This is a genomic window from Streptomyces sp. NPDC020299 (assembly GCF_044387825.1).
GTDB lineage: Bacteria > Actinomycetota > Actinomycetes > Streptomycetales > Streptomycetaceae > Streptomyces.
In genome coordinates this window covers 59,096-79,945 of sequence record NZ_JBIRWL010000001.1, presented here as the reverse complement: position 1 = coordinate 79,945, position 20,850 = coordinate 59,096, and the positions used below count along the sequence as shown (strand labels likewise).

The following is a 20,850-nucleotide window of genomic DNA, read 5'->3' as shown; positions in this document are numbered from 1 at the left end:
CAACAGGGTGGTGCTTCAGGGCGCACCGCGCCCTGAAGCACCACCATCCCGCCGCCCCTCATCCTCTTCATGGGAGACAACATGACCCAGACGCTGCCGCAGCAGCTGTACCTGCTCTGCTACACCGTGGACAAGGCCAAGTTCCAGCTCGACAACCTGCAAGGCCGCGGCCAGCTGCTGCGTGCTGGAGCCCTGACCGAGCTGGCCCGCGACGGACTGCTCAGCGCCAGGGGCGGGAAAGTGGTCCGAAAGCCCGGGAAGGCGCCGGACGACTCCTTCACCGCCGCGGTGTGGGGCGACCTGCCCGACAGCAAGCCGAAAGGCTGGCTCCAGTTCGTGCACAACAAGGCCCACACCGCGGAGACACCGGTCCGCGACCAGCTCTCCGCCGCAGGAGAGGTCACCGTCTCCCGCGGCAAGGTGATAGCGCTCTTCCCCGCAAACCGTGTCACCGTCGCCCACCCGGACAAGGTGCGCGTCCTCCAGGAGCAGGTACGCGCCACCGTGCTCAACGGAGCCGACCCGGCGTCGATACCGCTTGACGAGCTGGCCATGGCCGTGTTCGCAGCCGAGCTCGAGGTGACCTGCGTGTGGAGCCGCGGAGAACTCCGCACCCACAAGCAGGCGCTCAAGGCGCTCGCCGCACGGTTCGACGAAATCGTCCCCGGCCTGCGCAAGGCGCTGCGCAACTCCTACCTGTCGAGCCGGGCGGTCGGTGGCGGCTGGAGCGCCTGATCGCCCGGCCGACACCGGCAGGACCCCGATTCGGTGAATCAGCAGGTGGTTACCGGTAGTTCGTTAAATCCGGCAGTGGTGCGGCTTGACGGCAGGTCGGGTTGGTCGTAGGCCGGTGATAGGAGTCAACTGCCCTGGCCTGCTACAAGACCGGCGAGCCCTCACGGCTGATCTACCGGCCCTGCCCAGACGCCCGGCCCGACTGGCGCAAAAGCTTCTCCTGGAAGGACTACCGCGACCTGATCCAGACCGCCCACCAGCAGCTCGGTGGCCCGATGGTGCTCGTCTGGGACATCTGTGAGACTTGTGGGGCGCCGTCTGGGGCCAGGGTCTGATGGAGTGACCCCCGAAATTCCGACACCTGGACGCTGGATGCTTCGTCATCCCAGGGCTGTTTCAAAGTCCGAGTGATGCTGCGAAGTCGCAGGTCACGGCGGCATGACGACTGTCGGTCAACCCGTCTCGTACACAACGAAGCTCCGGTTGGAGCGGGTGACCTCTCAAGTCGCCCTGCCGAACCGGAGCTTCGATGTGCCGTCAGTCTGCCAGCGTCTGCCTGATCAAGTCGCCCTCGCGTCAGCACCGCGCACTGCCGGGACTGCCGCAGCGGCTGGCCACGCTGGCCGATCCGCGGCACCGGCGCGGGAAGCGTCACCCGTTCGTGAGCGTGCTGCTGATCGCGTGCTCGGCCGTGCTGAGCGGAGCGCGTTCGTTCGCCGCGATCGGCCAGTGGGCCAAGAATGCCCCGCAGGAAGCCCTCGCCCGGCTCGGTGCCCGCACCACCAGCGTGTTCGCCGTCCGCGTCGCGCCCAGCACGGCGACCGTCCGCCGGATCATCAACCGCACCTGTCCCGGCGGGGCCGAGGGGTGGCTGTACCTGGCGACGGTAGTCGATCTGTGTACACGGGAGGTCGTGGGCTGGTCGATGGCCGACCACATGCGCGCGGAACTCGTCGCAGACGCAATCCGGATGGCCCATGCGGGCGGACACACGGCAGGCAACGCGATCTTCCACTCCGATCGCGGATCGCAATACACCTCTCGCCGATTTCAGGAGGTCTTGGCCGAGTTGGATATCCGGCGAAGCGTCGGTCGTACCGGTTCGTGCTTCGATAACGCCGCCGCGGAGAGTTTCTTCGCCGTCCTGAAAACGGAGATCGGCACCACGGTCTGGGAGTCCCGGGCGCAGGCTCGACAGGACGTGTTCCGCTGGATCGCGGAACATTACAACCGGGAGCGGATCCACTCGACCATCGGCTACATCACGCCGTACCAGGCCAGGACCCGCTGTCACCAACGACTGGACCTCGCGGCATAAATCGGAAGTGTCGGGAGCCGAGGGGGCACTTCACAGCCCGTCTGGCCCCTCCCGGTTCTGCACGCACGGCCGGGTTACGACTTCCTGAGCTCCTTGAGCCGGGCGGCGTAAAGCGCCGCGATCCGCTCGGTCTCCTGCCGGCCGGCGGTGCCAAGCCGCCGCTGGTCCTCGAGCGCGGCCTGTCGGCCGGCGTTCAGTTCCTCGATCCGGTCCTCGTCGGGCACCGGGGCCCTGCGCATCGGCGATCTGGGTGCTGTACCCAGGTCACCACGTCCCGGACGACGTCTGCTGCATCTTGCTCATCGCCGTCCTCCAGGCCAGAGAAATCAGAGCTGGGAGTGTCGGACACGGCCCTACCACCTTCGTGTTGATCTTGATTCGAAACGACCATTGTCTCCCCGTCCGAAACCAGTGGCCCAGCGCCGTGACACGTGACGAGCAGGGGCAGAGCTCCTTCGCACTCCGCTGCCTGCGGGCGATGCTCTCCAAGGGCTTTGCTGCGGGCATAGGTTGGGGCCCAGGTGATCACCGTTTCGGGGGTGGGACGTGGCAGGTCGGGATCTGCGTGCACTGTTCAGCACGAACGACCGGGGTTTTCAGGCTGTGGAGGCTTTCACGAACCGGCAGATGCAGTGGGAGCTGGTCGCGGCCGCGCTGGGCGACCACCTGCGGCAGATCACCGGGGCCGCCTTCGATGTCGAGGACCTGGAGCGCCCGCGTCACAACGTGATGGTGTTCCACGGGGTCGGCGGGATCGGCAAGACGACCCTGTCCCGCAAGCTGGAGGCCGCGCTCGCGGGGGCCGACCAGCGGCCTGCCCAGTGGGGCGAGCCCGCCTGGTCCGGGAAGCGGATCCTGCCCGTGCGCATCGACCTCGCCCGTTCCGCCGGCACGTCCTTCGAGGACGTCGTCCTCACGATCCGTGCCGCGCTCGCTGAACTGGGCCGTCCTCTGCCCGCCTTCGACATCGCCCTGCGCCGCTACTGGGAGAGCCAGCACCCCGGCGAAAGCCTGGAGGAGTACCTGCGGCGCGGGGGACTGGGCGCCCGGTTCGGCAAGGCCATGCCGCAGCAGATGCAGTCTGCTCTCGCGGACGTCGCCCAGGCGCTCCTCCTGCCGGGCACCGTGGGTACGGCAGTCGGTGCACTGGTCGGCTCCCTCACGAGGGCGCTGCGCGAGCACCGGCAGACCGTGCGTGCACTGGCTGGGTGCGCGCGGCTGGCCGATCTGCTGGAGGCCGAGGCGGACCTGGAGGCGCTGAGCTTCTACCCGCACCTGCTCGCGTGGGAGCTCGCCCAGCTACCGGCGGACAAGCACGTCATGCCGGTGATCCTGCTGGACACCTTCGAGGACGTCGGCGACCGAACCCACCGCGACCTGGAGCGCCTCATTCAGCGGGTGGTGTGGCTGATGCCGAACTGCTTCTTCGTCATCACCGGCCGCTCGCGCCTGCAGTGGGCGGATGCTGCCCTACCGGGGCAGCTCGACTACACCGGCCCGACCGCCTGGCCGGGCCTGGCCCTCCCCGCAGCCGTTCCGGCGGCCCGCGCTGCCCAGCCGCCCTACGGCCGCGTGCGGCAGGTCCTCATCGGCGACTTTACCGACTGTGCTGTGAGTGTCGGGGTCACTCGTCGGGGTGGTCCATAGGGCTTTCGCGTTCTCGTTTACCGATCTCGGCAAGGCTGTTCGTCGCGTCGGGATGGGGCGGGAGGGGCATGTGCGGAGCGTGATTGTCCTGGATGACATTCGTGTCCAGGAGATGGTCCGACGGGACGGGAGCCGGGCGTACACGATCGTGTGGCCGGACCTGACCGTGGACGAGGAGGCGGACTGCTTCCTCTGTCAGTACGAGGGCTCGGGGACGCAGAAGACGTACGCGTACACCCTTGTCGATCATCTGCGGTGGCGGGTGCGTGAGGGGCTGACGACGGCGAAGGTCTCGCTGTCGGATCTGCAGCGGTACATGGGGGCGGTCGGGGCACGGGTGCCGATGCCGTTCGGAGAGCCGTGGCGGATGCCGCCGAAACGTCCGTACGGCTCCGACGCCCTCAAGGTCACGGCCGCCTGTCTGAAGGGCTTCTACCTGCACCAATGTGCCCGGCAGGGGGTGAACCCGGAGCTGAAGGCGGCCTTGGACGTCCGACGGCTGCCGACTCAGCCGGACCGGGACCGAGTTCTGCTGGGGCACGTGGTGACCTCGATGTCGGCCAACCCTCTGACACCGCCTGGCCGTTCGCGCCGTCGGCACCCCAAGATGCTCCCGGACGGGGCGAGGCCCGAGCTTCTGAGCGAGGTCAACACGGCCCGGGACGCGATGGTGGTGACCTGGCTGTCCGACACGACCCTGCGGATCGGCGGGCTGACCGGGCTGCACCTGGTCGACCTGCACTTGCGGGAGAACGCGGCCTGCGGCGAGTGCAAGAGTCCGCACGTTCACGTGTGTCACCGCGGGGCCAATCCGAACGGGGCGGCGGCGAAGAGGAAGCCCGAGTGGCAGCTGCAGGACGGTGTGATCACCGGCGGGGAGGTCTATCGGGTGAGCCCGGCGGTGATCAGCACCTACTTCGCCTACATGACCACCGAGTACACGAAGCACGCCACCGGACACGGGATGCTGCTGATCCAGCTGCACGGGTCGAACATGGGTGATCCGTGGACGGCCGACGCGGCCCGCGGCATGCTGCGGCGGGCCGGGAAACGGGCCGGTCTGCCCGGCCGCATCAAGCCGCACCAGTTCCGGCACAGCACGATGGGCAAGATCCTCGACGCGTCGGGCAACGACCCGCTGGTGGCCAAGGAGGCGGGCAACTGGGCCTCGATGAAGATGGTCGACGAGGTCTATGGCCATCCCGATCAGCACTCGCCGGGGTTCGTGGCCGCCCTGAAGGCCGTCTGGGGTGAGGAGGAGTGAGTGCTCCCGCCCGGCGGCTGCTCCCCGTGCTGTCGCCGTCCACGGTTCCGAGCCGCACCACCGGCGACCGACTGGAGTTGCTGACCGCCCTGCTCAACGCGCCGACGTTCGACGCCGCCTTCCGCACGGACGTGATCGACCTGCCCGGCGACCACCCCGTCTACGCCTGGGAGTGCGGCGTCCCGCGGTGCGAGCGGCCTCTGAACCCGGGCACCGAGTTCTGCCACATCCACCTACGCGACTGGGGCCGACAACGCCGGGAAGGCGTCAGCGTCGCCGAGTTCCTGCGCACCGCCCACCCGCTGAAACAGGCATCCTGGAAGACGCCTCTGCCCTGCCGGATCTGTCGCCATACCCCGTCCTGGAGTGCGGACCGGCTGTGCCACATGCATGCAACCCGATGGCGCCGAGCTCAATATCCGCACCTCAAAGGGGGTGCTGTCCCGGACTTCGATGAGTGGGCCGCCAGCCAGCCGGTGCTGCCCTCGTTCGGGCAGTGCCAGGTGGTGCCGTGCCCCGAGGCCGCAGTGCATGCGCTGGGGCTATGTCGGCGCCACCGGCTCCTCTATAACCGTGCCGGGTGTCCCGGTGGTGCCCGACTTCCTCATCACTGGGGTCGGCTGGCCAACGAAGGACACACGTCCGGTCTCGTCAGTTACCAGGACGAGGCCGCCTTCCGGCGATGGTGCTGGGAGACCGCGCCGATCATGCGCTCTCACGGCAAGGTGTCACTGTTGGGCCTGAAACCTCTGGTCAAGGCCGAGATCCAATGGGCGATGTTCCACCACACCCAGACTCCGACCCAGGGCACGAACTGGGCACTTCCCTGGATCCAGCACCTTGCCGAGATCTGCCGGACCACCAAGGCGGACTCTCTGGCCGACCTCGACCTGGACACGTGCAACCGCCTCGTCCGCCAGGTTGGCACGGCGATGCTCGGCTACCTGCGACTGGTCTACTTCACCCGCGAGGACACCAAGGACGCCGGGTTCATCGAGACCGAACACTTCGGCGTCCGCTTCCCCCATGCCGGCAGCAGAATCGACCTGAGCCGAGTCACACAGCGCTGGCTGCGGGACCTGCTTTGGGACTTCCTGGCCGCCCGGCTGAAGACGAACCCGCCCCGCAGCCGAACCAGTTTCGATCAACTCCGCAGGGGATGGGTGGAGTTGAGCGCCTACCTCGAAGGCTTCGTGCCGGGCGGAGGCCACGACCCCACAGCGCTGGCCGAGTCCCATACGACCGACTTCGTCGCCGATCAGCGGCACCGAGCCCGGCATGGCCTGAAGTCGCTCGGCGTCCACCATCATCAGGGCGATCGTCGGTCTCGACATGCCGGTGAGCCCTCGATCGCCACCGCTGGAACCCTCTCGACCGTCTTGATGAGTGTTCGCCGCGTCCTGCGCGAAGCACTGGAGACCGGTGCTTCTGACAAGATCGGACTGGACCGCAGCTTCATCGTCGCGATGCCGAGGGCCACGGCCCCAACGGGGCGCCGATCGCCGTTCCCCGACGACGTCGCCAGGGCCCTGGCCCACCCGACCAACCTGGCGAACCTCGAAACGTTCGACGTCAACAACCGCGGGCTCCGGGACGCCTGGGAAACGCTCGTCCTGGTCGGCCGCCGCTGCGGCGAGGTCCTCAACGTCCGCCTCGAATGCATCGGCCGGCTCAACGGACTCCCGATGTTCTGGCACGACCAGACTAAAGTCGGCAACTACGACGAGGCCATCCGCATCCCCGAACGGCTCTATCAGCGGATCGAACGCCGCCAGGCAGTGACCATCGCCCGCTTCACCCAGCGCTACGGGCAGCCCCCAACACCGCCTGAGCGCCTGCAGATTGCCCTGTTCCCCCGGCAGTACAGCAACCGCAACCTGCTCAAGGGCGCCAGCTACGGGTGGTTCCACAAGCTGTTCCGCGACTGGGTCGACACGCTCGACATCGCCCACTGCGTCCCCCACCAAAGCCGGCACACGCTGGCGACGAACCTCCTGCGCAACGGCGCCGACCTCATCCACGTCAAGCGCTACCTCGGACAGGTCTCCGAGCGGATGGCCGAGCACTACGTCCACCTCGCCAACACCGATCCCCGCCTCGAGCAGGCCCTGCAGACCATCTGGGTCACCGGCCCCGGATCGGACGAGCCCGGACTGATCCTCTCCGGCAGCGAGCCCATGTCCAAGGAAGAGGCCGAGGCCCTCGCCATCGACCTGACCCGCCGGTCCACCCCGGCCGACGGAGGCTTCTGCACCTTCCAGCACGTCGTCGACGGCGCGGCCTGCCCCTTCAACCTCAACTGCCACAGCTGCGAGAACTTCGTGATGTCGGGCGCAGACCTCGTCTACTGGCACCGCAAGCGCGAGCAATGGCGCATGCTCGCCGAACGCGCGCCCGACAGTGCGACCGCCGACTACCTCCACGAGGTCTTCGAGCCCACCGCCCGCGCGATCACCGGCCTGGAACGTGCGCTGGAAGCCGTCGGTCTCCTGGACGAGGCCCTCGCGCTCGACCTCCGCCGCCCCCAGGACTACTTCGGCCGCGTCTGGTCCACCGCTTTCCGAACCGCGGACCTCACCGAGCCACCGGAGACCGCAGACGGTGATGCCGCATGACATCCACTGCTGACGCCCCAGCGGCCGCGATCGCCGCTCGCCGCCGCCAGACCCGCAACAAACTGACCCAGCTCGAGAAGGCCATCACGCAGCTTCGCCGCGAACGCAGACGGCTCAACGTCCGAGCCCTCGCCGAGCGAGCGGGAGTGTCAGCCACCTTCTGCTACGAGAACACGGACGCACGAGCCCTGGTCCAAGCAGCCGTCGCCGACGCCCGACAACGGCGTGACCAAGGAGCCCAGCAGGAACACGAACGCATCGAAGCCTCCTGGCGCGAGCGCGCACTCAACGCCGAGGAGGCCCTCACCCGCACCCAGGAGACCGTCTTCGCTCAGCGCAAGCGAATCGGTGAACTGATGGGCCAACTGCGGGACGCCAAGCAGACGGCCCCTGCGAACTCCGCCCCGGCCCTCCGCACGGAGAATGCCTCCCTCAAGCGCCGTCTGGACCAGATGATGCAAGAACACCGCTCACTCCAAGAACGGCTCGAAGGCGCCCGCTCCAACCTGCGGTTCGCCGAGAAACGGATCGCCGACCTCGAAGTCCAACTTTTCGAACGGGAACAGACATGACCGCCCCGGCCGGCTCTGACCCGGTCCGCCTGGACCGTGAACAGGTGGCCTCCCTCGCACGACTGTTGCGGCAAGTCGAGCAATTCCTCGACGAGTGCGACGACAGCGTCGAAGAGGCCCTGGCAGCCCCCTTCGGCCTCCGCATCGCCAGCTCGAGGCATTCAGTGAGCAGTGTGCATCGTGAAAACTGCAGGTTGGGCGGGCTGGTGTGCGCAGGTTTCGGGGTGCTCGGGCTGGTCGGCGGCGGGTGTCCACGGTGAAGGTCTGACGGGCTGGCCGGGACGGTTCTCTGTTCCGAACAGCCGGGGCACAGGCGGCGGGGCGGGGTGGATGCATGACGGTGCTCAGTACGGAAGACGTCACTCTGCAGGGCGACTCTACTTCCGACCTGGGCGTATTCATCGACATTTTTACGACATCGTCGTCAGGGTTCAAAACCAGCCAGTCCGCATAATCCATTTGCATCCGCGATCAAGGTGCCTCTAATCTTTGATCGATCGAAAATGTGAGTGATGAAATTAAGTACGGCATGCTGATTCGGGGGATGGAGACATGCACTCAGGGCGGGATTTACCCGGTGTTATCGAACTGTACCTACGGTGAACTAGCGCGGGACTCCCGAGCGCTCGCCGTTTTACTGCGTGATCGCGGTGTTCGCCGCGGAGACCTCGTCGCAGTGCGGACGGACCGCCCGCTCAACCTCCTGGTGGCCCTTCTGGGAGTCATCAGATCAGGTGCGGCCTATGTTCCGCTCGATCCCGACACGCCTGCGGCGCGCCGTGACCTCGTTCTGCGGCAATGCCAAGCCAAGATCATAATTTCCGACGCTGACGTGAAACAGGCCCGCAGAGAAGCGACGGGGGATGGGTTCACCGAAGTACTCGAGCGACCCGTTCAGCTCGGCGACACGATATACGCGCTGTTCACTTCTGGGTCGACAGGAATTCCGAAGGGAGTGACTGGAGCATCGAGGAATTTCCAACATGCTCACCTGGATGGCCCGTGAGTACTGCTTCACCGAGCGAGATCGAGTGCTGCAGAAAACACCTTCCACTTTCGATGCATCGGTATGGGAATTATTTCTCCCGCTGATTGTCGGTGGGACGGTGGTCATGGCTGAACGGGGAGGGCACCGCGATCCCCAGTATCTGGTCGACGCGGTCCGCACCCACGGCGTGACGACGCTTCAGCTCGTACCATCGATGCTGCGTCATCTCCTCGACCATCCAGACTTCGCGAACTGTTCGAGCCTGCGCCACGTTTTCTGCGGCGGTGAGCCTCTCCCGCGTGACCTGCAACGGCGCTTCCACGACACCCTGCCCGTGCCTTTGGTCAATCTGTACGGCCCCACCGAGACGTCCGTGCAGATCCTTGCCTGGACCTGCTCTCCCAGTGACTCATACGCGTCCGTGCCGATCGGCCGTCCCGTCGACAACGTCATCCTGCACGTGCTCGACGACGCTCTCGCCCCCGTGCCGGACGGGACGGTCGGTGAACTCTTCGTGGGTGGGCCGGCGCTTGCCCGCGGGTACCTCGGCGATCCCCAGCACACGGCACGATCCTTCGTGCCGGATCCGTTCCGTGCCGATCAGGCACGGCTCTACCGGACGGGAGACCTGGTCCGCCGGAACTCCGACGGCGTCTTCGAGTACGCAGGCCGCCAGGACGAACAAGTGAAGATCAATGGGCAGCGAGTCGAACTCGGCGACATCGAGTCCACCTTGCGCCACTACCCCGGCGTCGAGGACGCCGCGGTAGTGGTCTGCCCCGCAGACCACGCGTCGACCACACTGGTCGCCTACCTGCGACTCGGCCAGGAGCCGGACGCCGCAGCCGACAAGCCTCCGCTCGACCTTGCCGACCTGCGCCGGCACCTCGCCGAACGACTGCCTTCCTATATGATCCCGCAGCAATTCCGGCTGACGGCCGTCTTCCCCCACTCCGCGCACGGCAAGCTCGATAAGTCGGCCCTGGCCAAGGGAGTATCGACGCTCCTGACGGGGCTATCACCCCAGCCGGGAGCGGGCCGAGCCGTCGCCGGCGAGAGCGAGCTGGAGCGCAAGCTGACCGAGATCTGGCAGCGAACACTGTCCGAGGAAGTCGGCCCCCACGACGACTTCTTCGAGCTCGGCGGCACTTCCATGGCCGGACTCGTCATGATCGCCCATGCCCGAGAGCAGGGCATCGTGATCACCCCCAAGGAACTGTTCCGGCTACGCACTATCGCCGCCATTGCGGCCGCGCGCTGACCCACCCGGAACCACATCCCGCATCTTCGTTGGCCTGCGCCTGAGCGGCGCAGCGCTGACACGTGCTTTGAGGAGCCTCCCTCCATGAGCGAAGCGCTCGCCCCCCTGTCGTACATCCAAGAGAGCCTCTGGCTGATCGAGCAGGTCTCCGACCGCTCCGAGCCGGTCTACAACGAGTCGCTCGCTTTCACGATCAACGGCGCGTTGGACGCCGGTCGGCTGCGCGACGCGTTCTGTCGTGTCGTCGCCCGGCACGAGGCGCTTCGTACGGTCTTCACCGAGACCCCTGATGGTCTGCGCGCCGTGGTGCGTGACGACGCCCCGGCGACGGAAGCAGTCGTAGAAGTCCTCGATCTGACCAGTGCGACCGACGTCGACGCGGCTCGGCTGCAGGCGGCCAAGGCCGTGCACGATGCGTACCAGCGGCCGTTCGACCTGGCACGCGGCCCGCTCGTGCGCGGGCTGATCGCACGTGTCACTCCGCAGGAGACGCTGTTTGGGCTGACGGCTCATCACATAGTCGTGGACGGATGGAGTCTCGGCCTCCTCCTCGATGAGATCAGCTCTCAGTACGCCGAAGGGCATGAGCCGGAGCCGTCCGTGGAGCCGGCCCCTTCATACACGGCCTACGCGCGCCGACAGCGCCAGCGCTTCGCCCAAGGTGCCTACGACGAACAGATCGCGACGCTACGCGCGTCGTTGGACGGCCGGACCCAACTGCTGAAGCTGCCCGCGGACCGCCCTCGGCCCGCGGAGCAGACATACCGGGGCGCGACGCGCCGGCTCGTGGTCCCGCGGCATACCCTCCAGCCGCTGTTCGATCGCTGCGCCAACGAGTGCGACAGCACCGACTTCTCCGTGTTGATGGCCGTACACGCCTTGCTGATGTCACGCCTCAGCGACCAGCGGGAGGTGACGATCGGCACCACCGTCCTGAACCGGCCCGAGGTGCGGGACCTGAGCACCGTCGGCTGCTTCGTCAACACCGTCGCCGTACCCTTCTCCGTCGAACCCGGCCTGTCCTTCCGGCAGCTGGTCACCCATTCCGCGGACAGCCTGCTGCACTCGCTGGAACTGCAGGAGGCGCCTTACCCCAAGGTGCTCGACGCGCTCAACGTCTCCCGAGACCCCAGCCACAACCCGGTGTTCCAGACCATGCTGACTCTGCTCGGCGAGCGGAAGGAACTGCGGCTCGGCTCGGGTCTCACCGCGCGCCCGCACCACCTGGAGCGTGTCGCCAGCAAGTTCGACCTGATGCTCTACGTCACACAGGACAGCGACGACCTCGAGATCGAGGCCGAGTTCAATACCGACCTGTTCGACCCGAGCAGCATCGAGCGCTATCTGCGCCGCTTCGTACACACGGCACAGAACCTCATCGACCTAGAGACCAAGGTCGACCAGGTGTCTGTCTTGCCGGACGACGAGCGGGACGTGATCCTGCGCGAGTGGAACGACACCGCCACGCAGTACGACGGGACCACGGTCATTGATGCCATCGAGGATCAAGTCGCGCGCACTCCGGACGCCGTCGCCGTCGAGTTCGGCGACCGCACGCTGACCTACGCCGAACTGGACGCCGCGGCCGAGAAGGTGGCCCGCTCCCTGGGTCCGTTGACGAACGGCAGGACCGACGGGGAGGGCGACAAGGCTTCCGCACGGTTCGTCGGCGTGTTCATGGAGCGCTAGCTGGACATGGTGATCGCGCTCCTGTCCGTCGTGAAGGCGGGGCTCGCCTATGTGCCCATCGACCCGGACTACCCCGCTGATCGCGTCCGGTACATGGTCGAGGACAGCGCGGCGCCCCTGATCCTCACGCAGGACAAGTTCCGTCCCACGCTCGACGGCATCGGGGCCCGCTCCGCCACTCTCGGTGAACTCACCAGCATCACCGAGCCCTCGGACGGACCCGTGCGCCCCGCGTTGCTCCCGGACGACCGGGTCTACATGATCTACACCTCCGGATCCACGGGCCGGCCCAAGGGTGTGATCAACCGGCACGTGTCCCTGTACAACCGGCTCTCTTGGATGCAGGAGCAGTACCCACTGACCTCCGACGACCGAGTCCTGCAGAAGACGCCCTTCAGCTTCGACGTGTCGGTCTGGGAGTTCTTCTGGCCGCTGATGACCGGCGCCCGCATCGTCGTCGCCGAACCCGGCGGCCACCGCGACCCGCAGTACCTCGCGGAGCTGATCGCTGAACGCCGGGTCACCACACTGCACTTCGTGCCCTCCATGCTCACACTCTTCCTGGAGCAGGAGGACGTGCTGCGCCGCACGTGCGGGAGTCTGCGCAGGGTGTTCTGGAGTGGAGAGGCGCTGCCGCACACTTCGGTGGCCGCCTTCGCCGCCGTACTCGACTGCGAACTGCACAACCTCTACGGGCCCACTGAGGCCGCTATCGACGTGTCCTACTGGGCGGCCGACCCTGAATACCCGGGCCGGGTCGTCCCGATCGGCAAGCCGATCGCCAACACCCATCTCTACGTCGTCGACGAGCGACTGCGCCTGCAGCCGGTTGGCGTCCCCGGCGAACTGTGCATCGGCGGCGTCAACCTCGCTGAGGGCTACCACAACCGGCCCGACCTGACCTCCCGCGCCTTCGTCGAAGGGCCCTTCGAGGACGTACCGGACCAGCGCCTCTACCGGACCGGTGACCTGGCCCGCTTCCTACCCGACGGCAACATCGAATACCTCGGACGCATCGACAACCAGGTCAAGCTGCATGGCCTGCGCATCGAACTCGGCGAGATCGAGGCGGCACTGCGCCAGTTGCCGGGCGTCCGCGGCGCCGCAGTCGTCCTGCACGAGAAGCAGGGGACGCAGGCCCTGGTGGCCTATGTCGCCGCCTCCCGCTTCGACTCCCAGCAGGCCGTCAAGGCGCTCAGGGAACAGCTCCCGGACTTCATGGTGCCCCAGTGGTACATCGAGATCCCCGAGATTCCGCTGAGCGCCAACGGCAAGCTCGACCGCAAGGCTCTGCCGGACCCGAGCCAGGCCCCCGGCGCGATGGAACGGTTGGCGTCGGCCGAGGGCAGCAACTGGCCCTCCACCCCGCACGAGCGGTCCGTGGCCGCCGTCTGGGCGGACGTGCTGGAGGTCGAGAACTTCGGTGTCGACGCCAACTTCTTCCAGCTCGGCGGCGATTCCATCCAGGGAATCCGAATCGCCTCCGGCCTGCGGGCGGCCGGTCACCGCATCGCGGTGAAGGACATCTTCAGCCATCCCACCGTCCGTACCCTGGCGTCCTACCTCGACGCGACGAGCGGCAGCGACGGCCAGGACGGCGACGCCAAGGCCGCCGCCAACTCCCGGATCCCGTTCTGCACGCTCACGTCCTCCGACCGGAACGCGCTTCCGGCCGAAGCGCAGGACGCCTGGCCACTGACGCGTCTGCAGGCCGGCATGGTTTACCACTCCATGCGGCACGAAGGCTCGTCCGTCTACCACGACATCTTCTCCTACGACATCCGAGCGAGGCTGCACCCCGAAACCCTGCGTTCGGCCGTCGCCACGGTCGCCGCGCGGCACGGACAGCTCCGTTCCCACGTCGACCTTGCAGGATACAGCCAGCCGCTGCAGGTCGTGCTCTCCACGCTCGCGCCACACGTCCAGATCACCGACCTCGACGGCCTGCCTCCGGCCGAACAGGACAGGGAGCTCGCCACCTGGACAGAACAGGAGAAGACCCGCGACTTCGACCTGGAGAAGGGCCCCCTCGTCCGGTTCCGGGCCACCCGTCGGTCCGAGGACAACTTCACCCTGACGATCAGCTTCCACCACGCCGTGCTCGACGGCTGGAGTGTGTCTCTGGTCATCGAGCAGATCCGGTCGGCTTACGCCGATCTGCTGGAGCAGGGCCGTACGGCCGAAGCCGCCGCTCCAGACCCGCTGCCCTACAGCGCCTATGTGCTGCTCGAGCAGCAGGCACTCGCAGATACCACGCACCGGACGTTCTGGTCCCGGACATTGGCCGGACACATTCCCACGCTCCTCGCGGGCACCATCTCCGCGCCGCACACGACGCGCCCCGCCTCGCAGTCCCGGATCGTTCCCGAGCCACACGCGGCGGCGCTGCGTCGCACGGCGGACGGACTCGGCGTACCGGTGAAGAGCGGATACCTCGCCGTTCACCTTGACACGCTCGCGCGGCTGACGGGACGCGGCGACGCGCTCACAGGCATGGTTGTCAATGGCCGCCCCGAGGCGGAGGGCGGCGAACAGACCGTCGGCCTGTTCCTCAACACGCTGCCCGTCGCGGCCCGGAGCGCGGCAGGGGACTGGGCCGATGCCTTCCGCTCCGCCTTCGCGGCCGAGCAGGCCGCCCTGCCGCACCGCCGGTACCCGCTCTCCGAGATTATCCGGAACGCCCGCGAGGACGGCATCGCCGGTGAACTATTCGACACGGTGTTCAACTTCACCGACTTCCGCATCTACGGCACCACCGGTGCCACGAACACACACACTCCCGCGGTCTCGATCACCGGGGCGTCCTACTTCGAGCAGACGAACTTCCCCTTTGTCGTCCACGCCGCCCGCGACCCCTTCACGGGGGCCATGACCCTCACCGTCAACTACGACTCGGCAGCCGTGCCCGACGTGCTGGTCACCCGCTACCTGGATGCGTTTCTAGACGCGGCGCAGCACACCGCCGCTCCCGACACCCCTCGAGGCGCGGAGGCCATCGACGCCCCATCCCAGCTGATAAATGACATCTGCTCGGTCGTCGGCGAAGCGCTCCGCCTGGAACGGGTGGGCGAGCACGAGGAGTTCACCCGCCTCGGCTTGGACTCGATCAGCGCGATCCGCGTCGTGGCCAAGATCCGTCGCCTCGGTGTCAAGGTGTCGCTCTCCGACCTGTACGCGCACCCGAGCGCCTCCGCCCTGGCCGCGCACCTGGAAGGCGTCGGCACAGGCGACAACGGTCCCGTGCAGCCGGTCCGCACCGAGGCCTTCGGCCTCGCGGGCAGCCCCCGGAGCGGCTTCCCTGCCCATATCGTGGACGCTTACCCGGCCACCGCCATCCAGACAGTCATGATCCGGCGCTTCGAGGCGGATCCCGGTCAGGCCCTCTACCACGATGTCTTCGGTTACAGGTTCGGCCTTCGGCTCGATGCCGAGGCCCTCCGGACGTGCCTGCAGCGCCTGATCGACCGGCACGATGCCCTTCGTACCGAATTCGACCTCGATGCCAGGCCCGAGCCCCTGCAATTGGTGCACGAGCGGGTCGAGGCCGACGTCCGTGTCGTGGACCTGAGCGCGCAGAACGCCACCGAACGACAGGCCTCCTACGACGCGTGGTTCGAAGCGGAGAAGGCGACCGGCTTCGAATGGCGGCGGCCCCCGCTGATGCGTTTCACCGCGCACCGGCTCATGCAGGACGAGTTCATCCTCTCGCTGAGCTTCCATCACGCGATCATCGACGGCTGGAGCCTGTCACTGCTGATCCGGGAGTTTGTGGAGCTCTACACCTCCGCCCTGCACCGGGGATCCGAGAGCGGCGTCCGGCCGACCGCCCTGCCCTACCGCCACTTCGTCGCCCAGGAGCGCGCGGACCGTGCCTCAACCGAAGCCCGGCGCTTCTGGTCCGGCTACCTGGACGGCGTCACGTACGAGCCTCTGCCCATCGCACCGCCGACAGGGCCGGGGCAGCCCGCGCGGTGGAGCGAGACCAAGCTGACCGTCGCGCCCGCCACGCACGAGGCGCTTCGGAAGCTGGCACAGCGAGAGGGCATCCCGCTCAAGCACGTCCTGCTCGCTGCCCACTTGGGCGTGCTGTGTGAACTGAACGCCCAGGAGACCGTCACCACCCATGTGTTCACCGGCGGCAGGCTCGAGGACGAGGGCAGCGACGAGACGCTGGGCCTGTTCCTGAACTTCACCCCGGTACGGGTCGACACCACCGGCCTGCCCTGGCCGGCCCTCGCCGCCGAGACCTTCGCACACGAGCGCCGCGCCCTGCCCCACCGGCGCTACCCTCTGCCCGACATCGAACGTGATCTCGGCCTGAGCCGCATCGCTCCGACCGCGTTCAACTACACGCAGTTCGACTCGTACGCGGAAGTGGCTCGGCACGGTGCATTGCGCGGCGTGCAATGGTTCGAGCACACCCAGTTCACGGTGCTGGCGAACGTCGGGCACGACATCCACCAGGAGCGCATCATCCTCACCCTCAACGCCGACGGACGGCAGGTCGGCGAGGACGATCTGGTCCAACTGGCCGAGCGGTACCGCGCTGTGCTCGACCACATAGCGAAGACGGAGACCGAATGATCAGCCGCAATCCACAGGACGTCCACGCTCCGGTCGCGGAGTACACGCATCAGATCGAAGTGAGCGGCCCCGGCCGCTGGCTCGTGCTCTCAGGGCAGATCGGCATGCGGCAAAACGGCAGCGTGCCATCGGACCCCATCGAGCAGATCGGCGTCGCCCTGGAGAACCTTCGGAGCAACCTCGACGCCGCCGGCATGGTGGTGAGCGACCTAGTGAAGCTGACCTTCTACCTGGTCGGCGACGTGGACCCGGCGGCACGCCGCACCGCGGTCGCCGAGTTCTTCGGAGACCACCTGCCCACCACCACGCTCCTGTATGTCAGCGCCCTGGCCGCCCCGACACTGCGCGTCGAGATCGATGCGTGGGCGTTCCAACAGACGGCCTGACCCCCTCATCGAGACCTCCAGCCGCGGCCTCCGGGCCGCAGCTGCCCACGAACCCCTTCGGAAGGACGCCATGAGCACAACCCTGCTGCCCCCGGAAGACGCGGTCGACGTCTTCCAGCAGTCCGACGGCTACCTCACTCATGCCCGGCGCTGGGGAAAGCCACAGGGCGGCGACGTCATCCTGTTGTTGCACGGCGGAGTCAGCCACTCCCTGTGGCAGGCCCCTCTGGCCGATGCCGTACGGCAACTGGCACCGGAACTCACCTTCGTGGCCGTTGACCGCCGCGGCTCGGGCCTCAACCGGGACACCCGCGGTCACCTTCCGTCGAAGGAACGGGAGATCGCCGACGTCACCGCACTGATCAGGCATCTCGCGGACTCCTACGAGCGGGTCCACCTGGCCGGCTGGTGCTTTGGGGCCCAGGTTGCCTGCATTGCCGCAGCCGAGTTGCTGCCGGAGAACAAGATCGAGAGCCTGCTCATGGTCTCGCCGGGTTTCGTGTTCGGCGAGCGCTACGCGGACGTCCTACGGATGAGCACCGCGGCGGTTCGCGGAACCGTGGCCGAGCTGGGGATCTCTCCCGATCCGGAGCATGCTTACGTACCCGTTCCACTCCAGCCCTCCGACTTCACCACCGACGAGAAGTGGCTGTCCTTCGCGACCGAGGACGAGCTCACCCTGCGTCGGGTGACAGACAGCACAGTGACCGTCTGGGGCGAACTTGCCGCCTGGTCGTGGGAGGCCCTGGACAGGCTGGAAGCCCTTCCAACCCTTGCCGTCCTCGGCACCGAGGACCGTCTCGTCGACCACATCGCCGTCGCCGACCTCCTTCGGGAGCGCCTCACAGAGGCCCCTCCGGTCATCGAGTTCATCGACGCCCCGCACGCCGTGCAGTTCGCCGAGCCGGAGCTGCTCGCCCAGCACATGGTCTCGTTCGTCAGCACGTTGACGGCGAGGTAGCCCACACCATGAAGATCCGGGCCGGACTGCGCGAGCTGACACTGATGTCGGCGAGCTCTATCACCATCATCGGAACCACAGCGATCGCGGCGAGCCTGCCTGAGATGCTCAGACGGTTCGCACACACTCCCCACGCCCAGTTCCTGGTCAGCCTCACGCTGACGCTGCCAGCGCTGGCCGCAGGAGTGTGTGCTCCCGTCATGGGCGCCATCGTCGACCGCTCCGGCCGCAAGCGGCTCTTCCTCATCGCTCTGGCTTGCTACGGAACGGCCGGCTGCGCCGGCGCCTTCCTGGAGAACCTGTACGCGATCATGGTGTCGCGGTTTCTTCTCGGTATCGCCGTTTCGGGCGTCGCGACCTGCGCCACTGTCCTCATCTCGGACTACGCCAAGCAGGGCGGCCTGGGCAAGTTGATGGGGCGCCAGTCACTGTTCATGGCGCTGGGCAACGTCCTTTTCGTCTTCACCGGCGGGCTGCTGGCACTCGCGGGCTGGCACTGGCCGTTCATGATCTACAGCATCGGTCTGCTGCTGATCCCCGCTGTCGCTCTGCTCATCGACGAACCGCGTACTGCCCGGGCCAGCGCCGCACCGGCGTCCGCCGCCGAGCCCGTCCAGAGGACGCGGCCCGGCCCCGTGCGCTGGAGCGCCATGGGCTGGGTCTACTTCCTGCTCTTCCTCAACATGGTCATCTACTTCATGGTGCCGGTCCACCTGCCGTTCTACCTGGAGCAGCTCACCCGTGGGGGAAGCGCCCAAGCCGGCGCCCTGCTCTCCCTGGTCGGCTTGTCCTGGGCCGCTGCCTCCACGGTCTACGGACGGCTCGAACGGCGACTGAGCCACGAGCAGATCTTCGTACTCACCTTCACAGGCTCCGCCGTGGCCAACGTCGTTCTGGGCCTTGCCTCCGGATACTCCCTGGTCGTCCCTGCTCTGGTGCTTCTGGGCGCGTCCCTCGGTCTGTCCATCACCAACCTGAACACCTGGCTGTTCGTCCTGGCGCCAGCCCAAGCCAAGGGACGTGTCATCGGCACCAGGGTCTTCTTCACCTTCATCGGCCAGTTCTTCTCCCCAGTGCTCACCAGCCCGCTCACGTCCACCCTGGGCTTCGGCCCCGGATACGTGGTCGCTGGCTGCGTACTGGCCGCCCTGGTGATCGGCACCCAGATCCACCTGCTCACTCGGCGAGCGCCCAGGCAGCCGAAGGCGCGGACAACGACGACCAACGACCGGAGCCGTCATGTCGGAACTCCATGACCTCAGCGGGCTGCGCCAGGCGGAGCTGATCGCGGACGGGCAGTTGTCCGCCGTCGAACTGGCCGAGCACTACCTGCGACGCGTCGAAACCCACAACAAACAGATCGGCGCGTACGTCACGGTCACCGGGGAACTCGCCCTTGAGCAGGCCGCACAGGCACAACGACAGGCGGATCGTGCCCGGCGCGGCGACGGCGTACTCGGGCCCCTGCACGGTGTACCGATCGCGGTGAAGGACTCCTGCCACGTGGCCGGGGTACCGACGTCATTCGGCTCACCCTGCTTCGCCGCGCACCCGGCTCCCCACGACGACTACGACGCCGAGCGGCTGCGTCACGCCGGAACCGTCCTTCTGGGCAAGACGAACCTGTCGGAGTTCGAGCTGTCCGGCCACTCGGAGAACCGTCTCGTCCCGCCCGCCCGTTCCCCGTGGGACCTGCGACACTCGGCCGGCGGTTCGAGCGGCGGATCCGCCGCAGCGGTGGCGGCGGGGCTGGCCTCGATCGCCCACGGCAGCGACTCGGCAGGCTCGGTCCGCGGCCCCGCCTCGGCATGTGGCCTGGTGGGTTTCAAACCCAGCCGTGGTCTCCTCCACGCCGGGCCCACGGCACACGACGTCAGTGGACTCACCACCAGCGGAGCGCTCGCCCGGACCGTCGAGGATGCCGCGGCTCTGCTCGACGTAGTCGCCACGCCGCGTCCCCGTGAACGGCGGCCCTCGCGGCGGCATTCGCAGAGGCGGAGTTTCCGTGCGCACAGTCGAGAAGTGCCACACTCCCTGCGGGTGGCCCTCATCGATACGCCCGCGGTGCCGGGAGTCACGATCGCCCCCGACTGCCAGGCAGCGCTCGAGTCAGCGGCAGTTCTGTTGGACGGCCTCGGCCACGTCGTCGTACCCGCCCAGCTCATCGCCGATGGGGCGCTGGGCCGTGCCTTCCCGGTCGTATGGTCCGTGCTCGCCGCCAGCCGTACGGTGCCCCGGGAACAGGAACAGGAACTCCTTCCGCTGACCCGGCACCTGCGCGCCCAGGGCTCCGCGCACAGCGGCGCGGACTTTGTCCGTGCCCTCCAGGAATTCCGGGCCATCGCCGAGCGCACAGTGGCGCACTTCGGCGAATTCGACATCGTGCTGACGCCTACGCTCGCGGCGCCACCACTGCCGGTGGGAGGCTTGCGGGACGACACAAACCCGGCGGCGGAGTCCGCGGCCATGGTCGCTCACTCCCCGTTTACCTGCCTCTACAACGTGACCGGCCAGCCGGCGGTGAGCCTTCCGCTTCACTGGACACACGACGGTCTGCCGGTCGGTGTCATGCTGGCGGCCCATCGAGGTGAAGACGCCCTGCTCTTGTCCGTTGCCGCCCAACTGGAATCGGTCTGCTCGTGGCAACTGAGACAGCCACCGATTTGGTGAAGCGAACCGACGCATGCGGGAGAGGCACGGCCTGGCGTGCGGACGCGAACATGCGAGAAGGACAGCCCGCGAGGACTGGTCGAGGGGGAAAATCGCCTGCCTCGTGCCGACGGTGCTGCACTGTGACCAGGGGCTCGGCGGTCTGGCCAGCGGGAACGAG

General features: G+C 67.4%; 14 protein-coding genes and 2 pseudogenes. 15 read left to right on the top strand and 1 reads right to left on the bottom strand.

Annotation, left to right across the window (positions count from 1 at the left end):
• Positions 1-81 precede the first annotated feature (81 nt).
• The 3 genes and pseudogenes from ACH45E_RS00340 to ACH45E_RS00330 all read left to right on the top strand — a co-directional run bounded on the left by ACH45E_RS00340 (position 82) and on the right by ACH45E_RS00330 (position 2,053).
• Positions 82-735: a GPP34 family phosphoprotein gene (locus ACH45E_RS00340; protein WP_361458139.1), complete on the top strand. Its 654-nt coding sequence runs from the start codon at positions 82-84 to the stop codon at positions 733-735.
• A 134-nt stretch (positions 736-869) separates the two neighbouring features.
• Positions 870-1,040: pseudogene (locus ACH45E_RS00335) on the top strand (DDE endonuclease); the annotation flags it as partial.
• 224 nt (positions 1,041-1,264) lie between these two features.
• Positions 1,265-2,053, top strand: coding sequence for an IS3 family transposase (locus ACH45E_RS00330; RefSeq protein WP_399039670.1), 789 nt, complete (start codon positions 1,265-1,267; stop codon positions 2,051-2,053).
• 74 nt (positions 2,054-2,127) lie between these two features.
• Here the strand turns inward: ACH45E_RS00330 and ACH45E_RS00325 are convergent, their stop codons facing one another.
• The gene (locus tag ACH45E_RS00325; RefSeq protein ID WP_361455905.1) at positions 2,128-2,292 is read right to left on the bottom strand and encodes a hypothetical protein; all 165 of its coding nucleotides are present in this window, start codon (positions 2,290-2,292) and stop codon (positions 2,128-2,130) included.
• Between the two features lie 364 nt (positions 2,293-2,656).
• On the opposite strand from ACH45E_RS00325, the gene ACH45E_RS00320 reads away from it, so the two are divergent.
• From ACH45E_RS00320 to ACH45E_RS00265, 12 genes and pseudogenes are all read left to right on the top strand, one after another.
• Complete coding sequence (locus ACH45E_RS00320) at positions 2,657-3,700, top strand: hypothetical protein (RefSeq protein ID WP_399039668.1); 1,044 nt, start codon at positions 2,657-2,659, stop codon at positions 3,698-3,700.
• A gap of 79 nt (positions 3,701-3,779) precedes the next feature.
• The gene (locus tag ACH45E_RS00315; protein WP_399039666.1) at positions 3,780-4,964 is read left to right on the top strand and encodes a tyrosine-type recombinase/integrase; all 1,185 of its coding nucleotides are present in this window, start codon (positions 3,780-3,782) and stop codon (positions 4,962-4,964) included.
• The gene (locus tag ACH45E_RS00310) at positions 4,961-7,579 is read left to right on the top strand and encodes a site-specific integrase (protein WP_361455896.1); all 2,619 of its coding nucleotides are present in this window, start codon (positions 4,961-4,963) and stop codon (positions 7,577-7,579) included. Before ACH45E_RS00315 ends, ACH45E_RS00310 begins: the two co-directional genes overlap by 4 nt.
• A complete protein-coding gene (locus ACH45E_RS00305; RefSeq protein ID WP_361455893.1) occupies positions 7,576-8,151 on the top strand; it encodes a hypothetical protein in 576 nt (191 codons plus the stop codon). The genes ACH45E_RS00310 and ACH45E_RS00305 overlap by 4 nt, the downstream gene beginning before the upstream one ends.
• Positions 8,152-8,680: 529 nt before the next feature.
• Positions 8,681-9,626 (top strand): annotated as a pseudogene (locus tag ACH45E_RS00300) (AMP-binding protein); the annotation flags it as partial.
• Entirely contained in the window at positions 9,600-10,400 is an 801-nt protein-coding gene (locus tag ACH45E_RS00295) for a non-ribosomal peptide synthetase (RefSeq protein WP_361455920.1), read from the top strand. The pseudogene ACH45E_RS00300 and the gene ACH45E_RS00295, both read left to right, overlap by 27 nt.
• Before the next feature lie 84 nt (positions 10,401-10,484).
• Entirely contained in the window at positions 10,485-12,089 is a 1,605-nt protein-coding gene (locus tag ACH45E_RS00290; RefSeq protein WP_361455890.1) for a condensation domain-containing protein, read from the top strand.
• A gap of 6 nt (positions 12,090-12,095) precedes the next feature.
• Positions 12,096-16,673 carry an amino acid adenylation domain-containing protein gene (locus ACH45E_RS00285; protein WP_361455887.1) on the top strand — a complete coding sequence of 1,526 codons (4,578 nt, stop codon included), beginning with the start codon at positions 12,096-12,098 and terminating at the stop codon, positions 16,671-16,673.
• Positions 16,670-17,059: a RidA family protein gene (locus tag ACH45E_RS00280; RefSeq protein WP_361455884.1), complete on the top strand. Its 390-nt coding sequence runs from the start codon at positions 16,670-16,672 to the stop codon at positions 17,057-17,059. The genes ACH45E_RS00285 and ACH45E_RS00280 overlap by 4 nt, the downstream gene beginning before the upstream one ends.
• 70 nt (positions 17,060-17,129) lie before the next feature.
• The gene (locus ACH45E_RS00275) at positions 17,130-18,020 is read left to right on the top strand and encodes an alpha/beta hydrolase (protein WP_361455881.1); all 891 of its coding nucleotides are present in this window, start codon (positions 17,130-17,132) and stop codon (positions 18,018-18,020) included.
• Between the two features lie 8 nt (positions 18,021-18,028).
• Complete coding sequence (locus ACH45E_RS00270; protein WP_361455878.1) at positions 18,029-19,276, top strand: MFS transporter; 1,248 nt, start codon at positions 18,029-18,031, stop codon at positions 19,274-19,276.
• Complete coding sequence (locus tag ACH45E_RS00265) at positions 19,260-20,690, top strand: amidase (RefSeq protein ID WP_361455875.1); 1,431 nt, start codon at positions 19,260-19,262, stop codon at positions 20,688-20,690. Before ACH45E_RS00270 ends, ACH45E_RS00265 begins: the two co-directional genes overlap by 17 nt.
• Positions 20,691-20,850 lie beyond the last annotated feature (160 nt).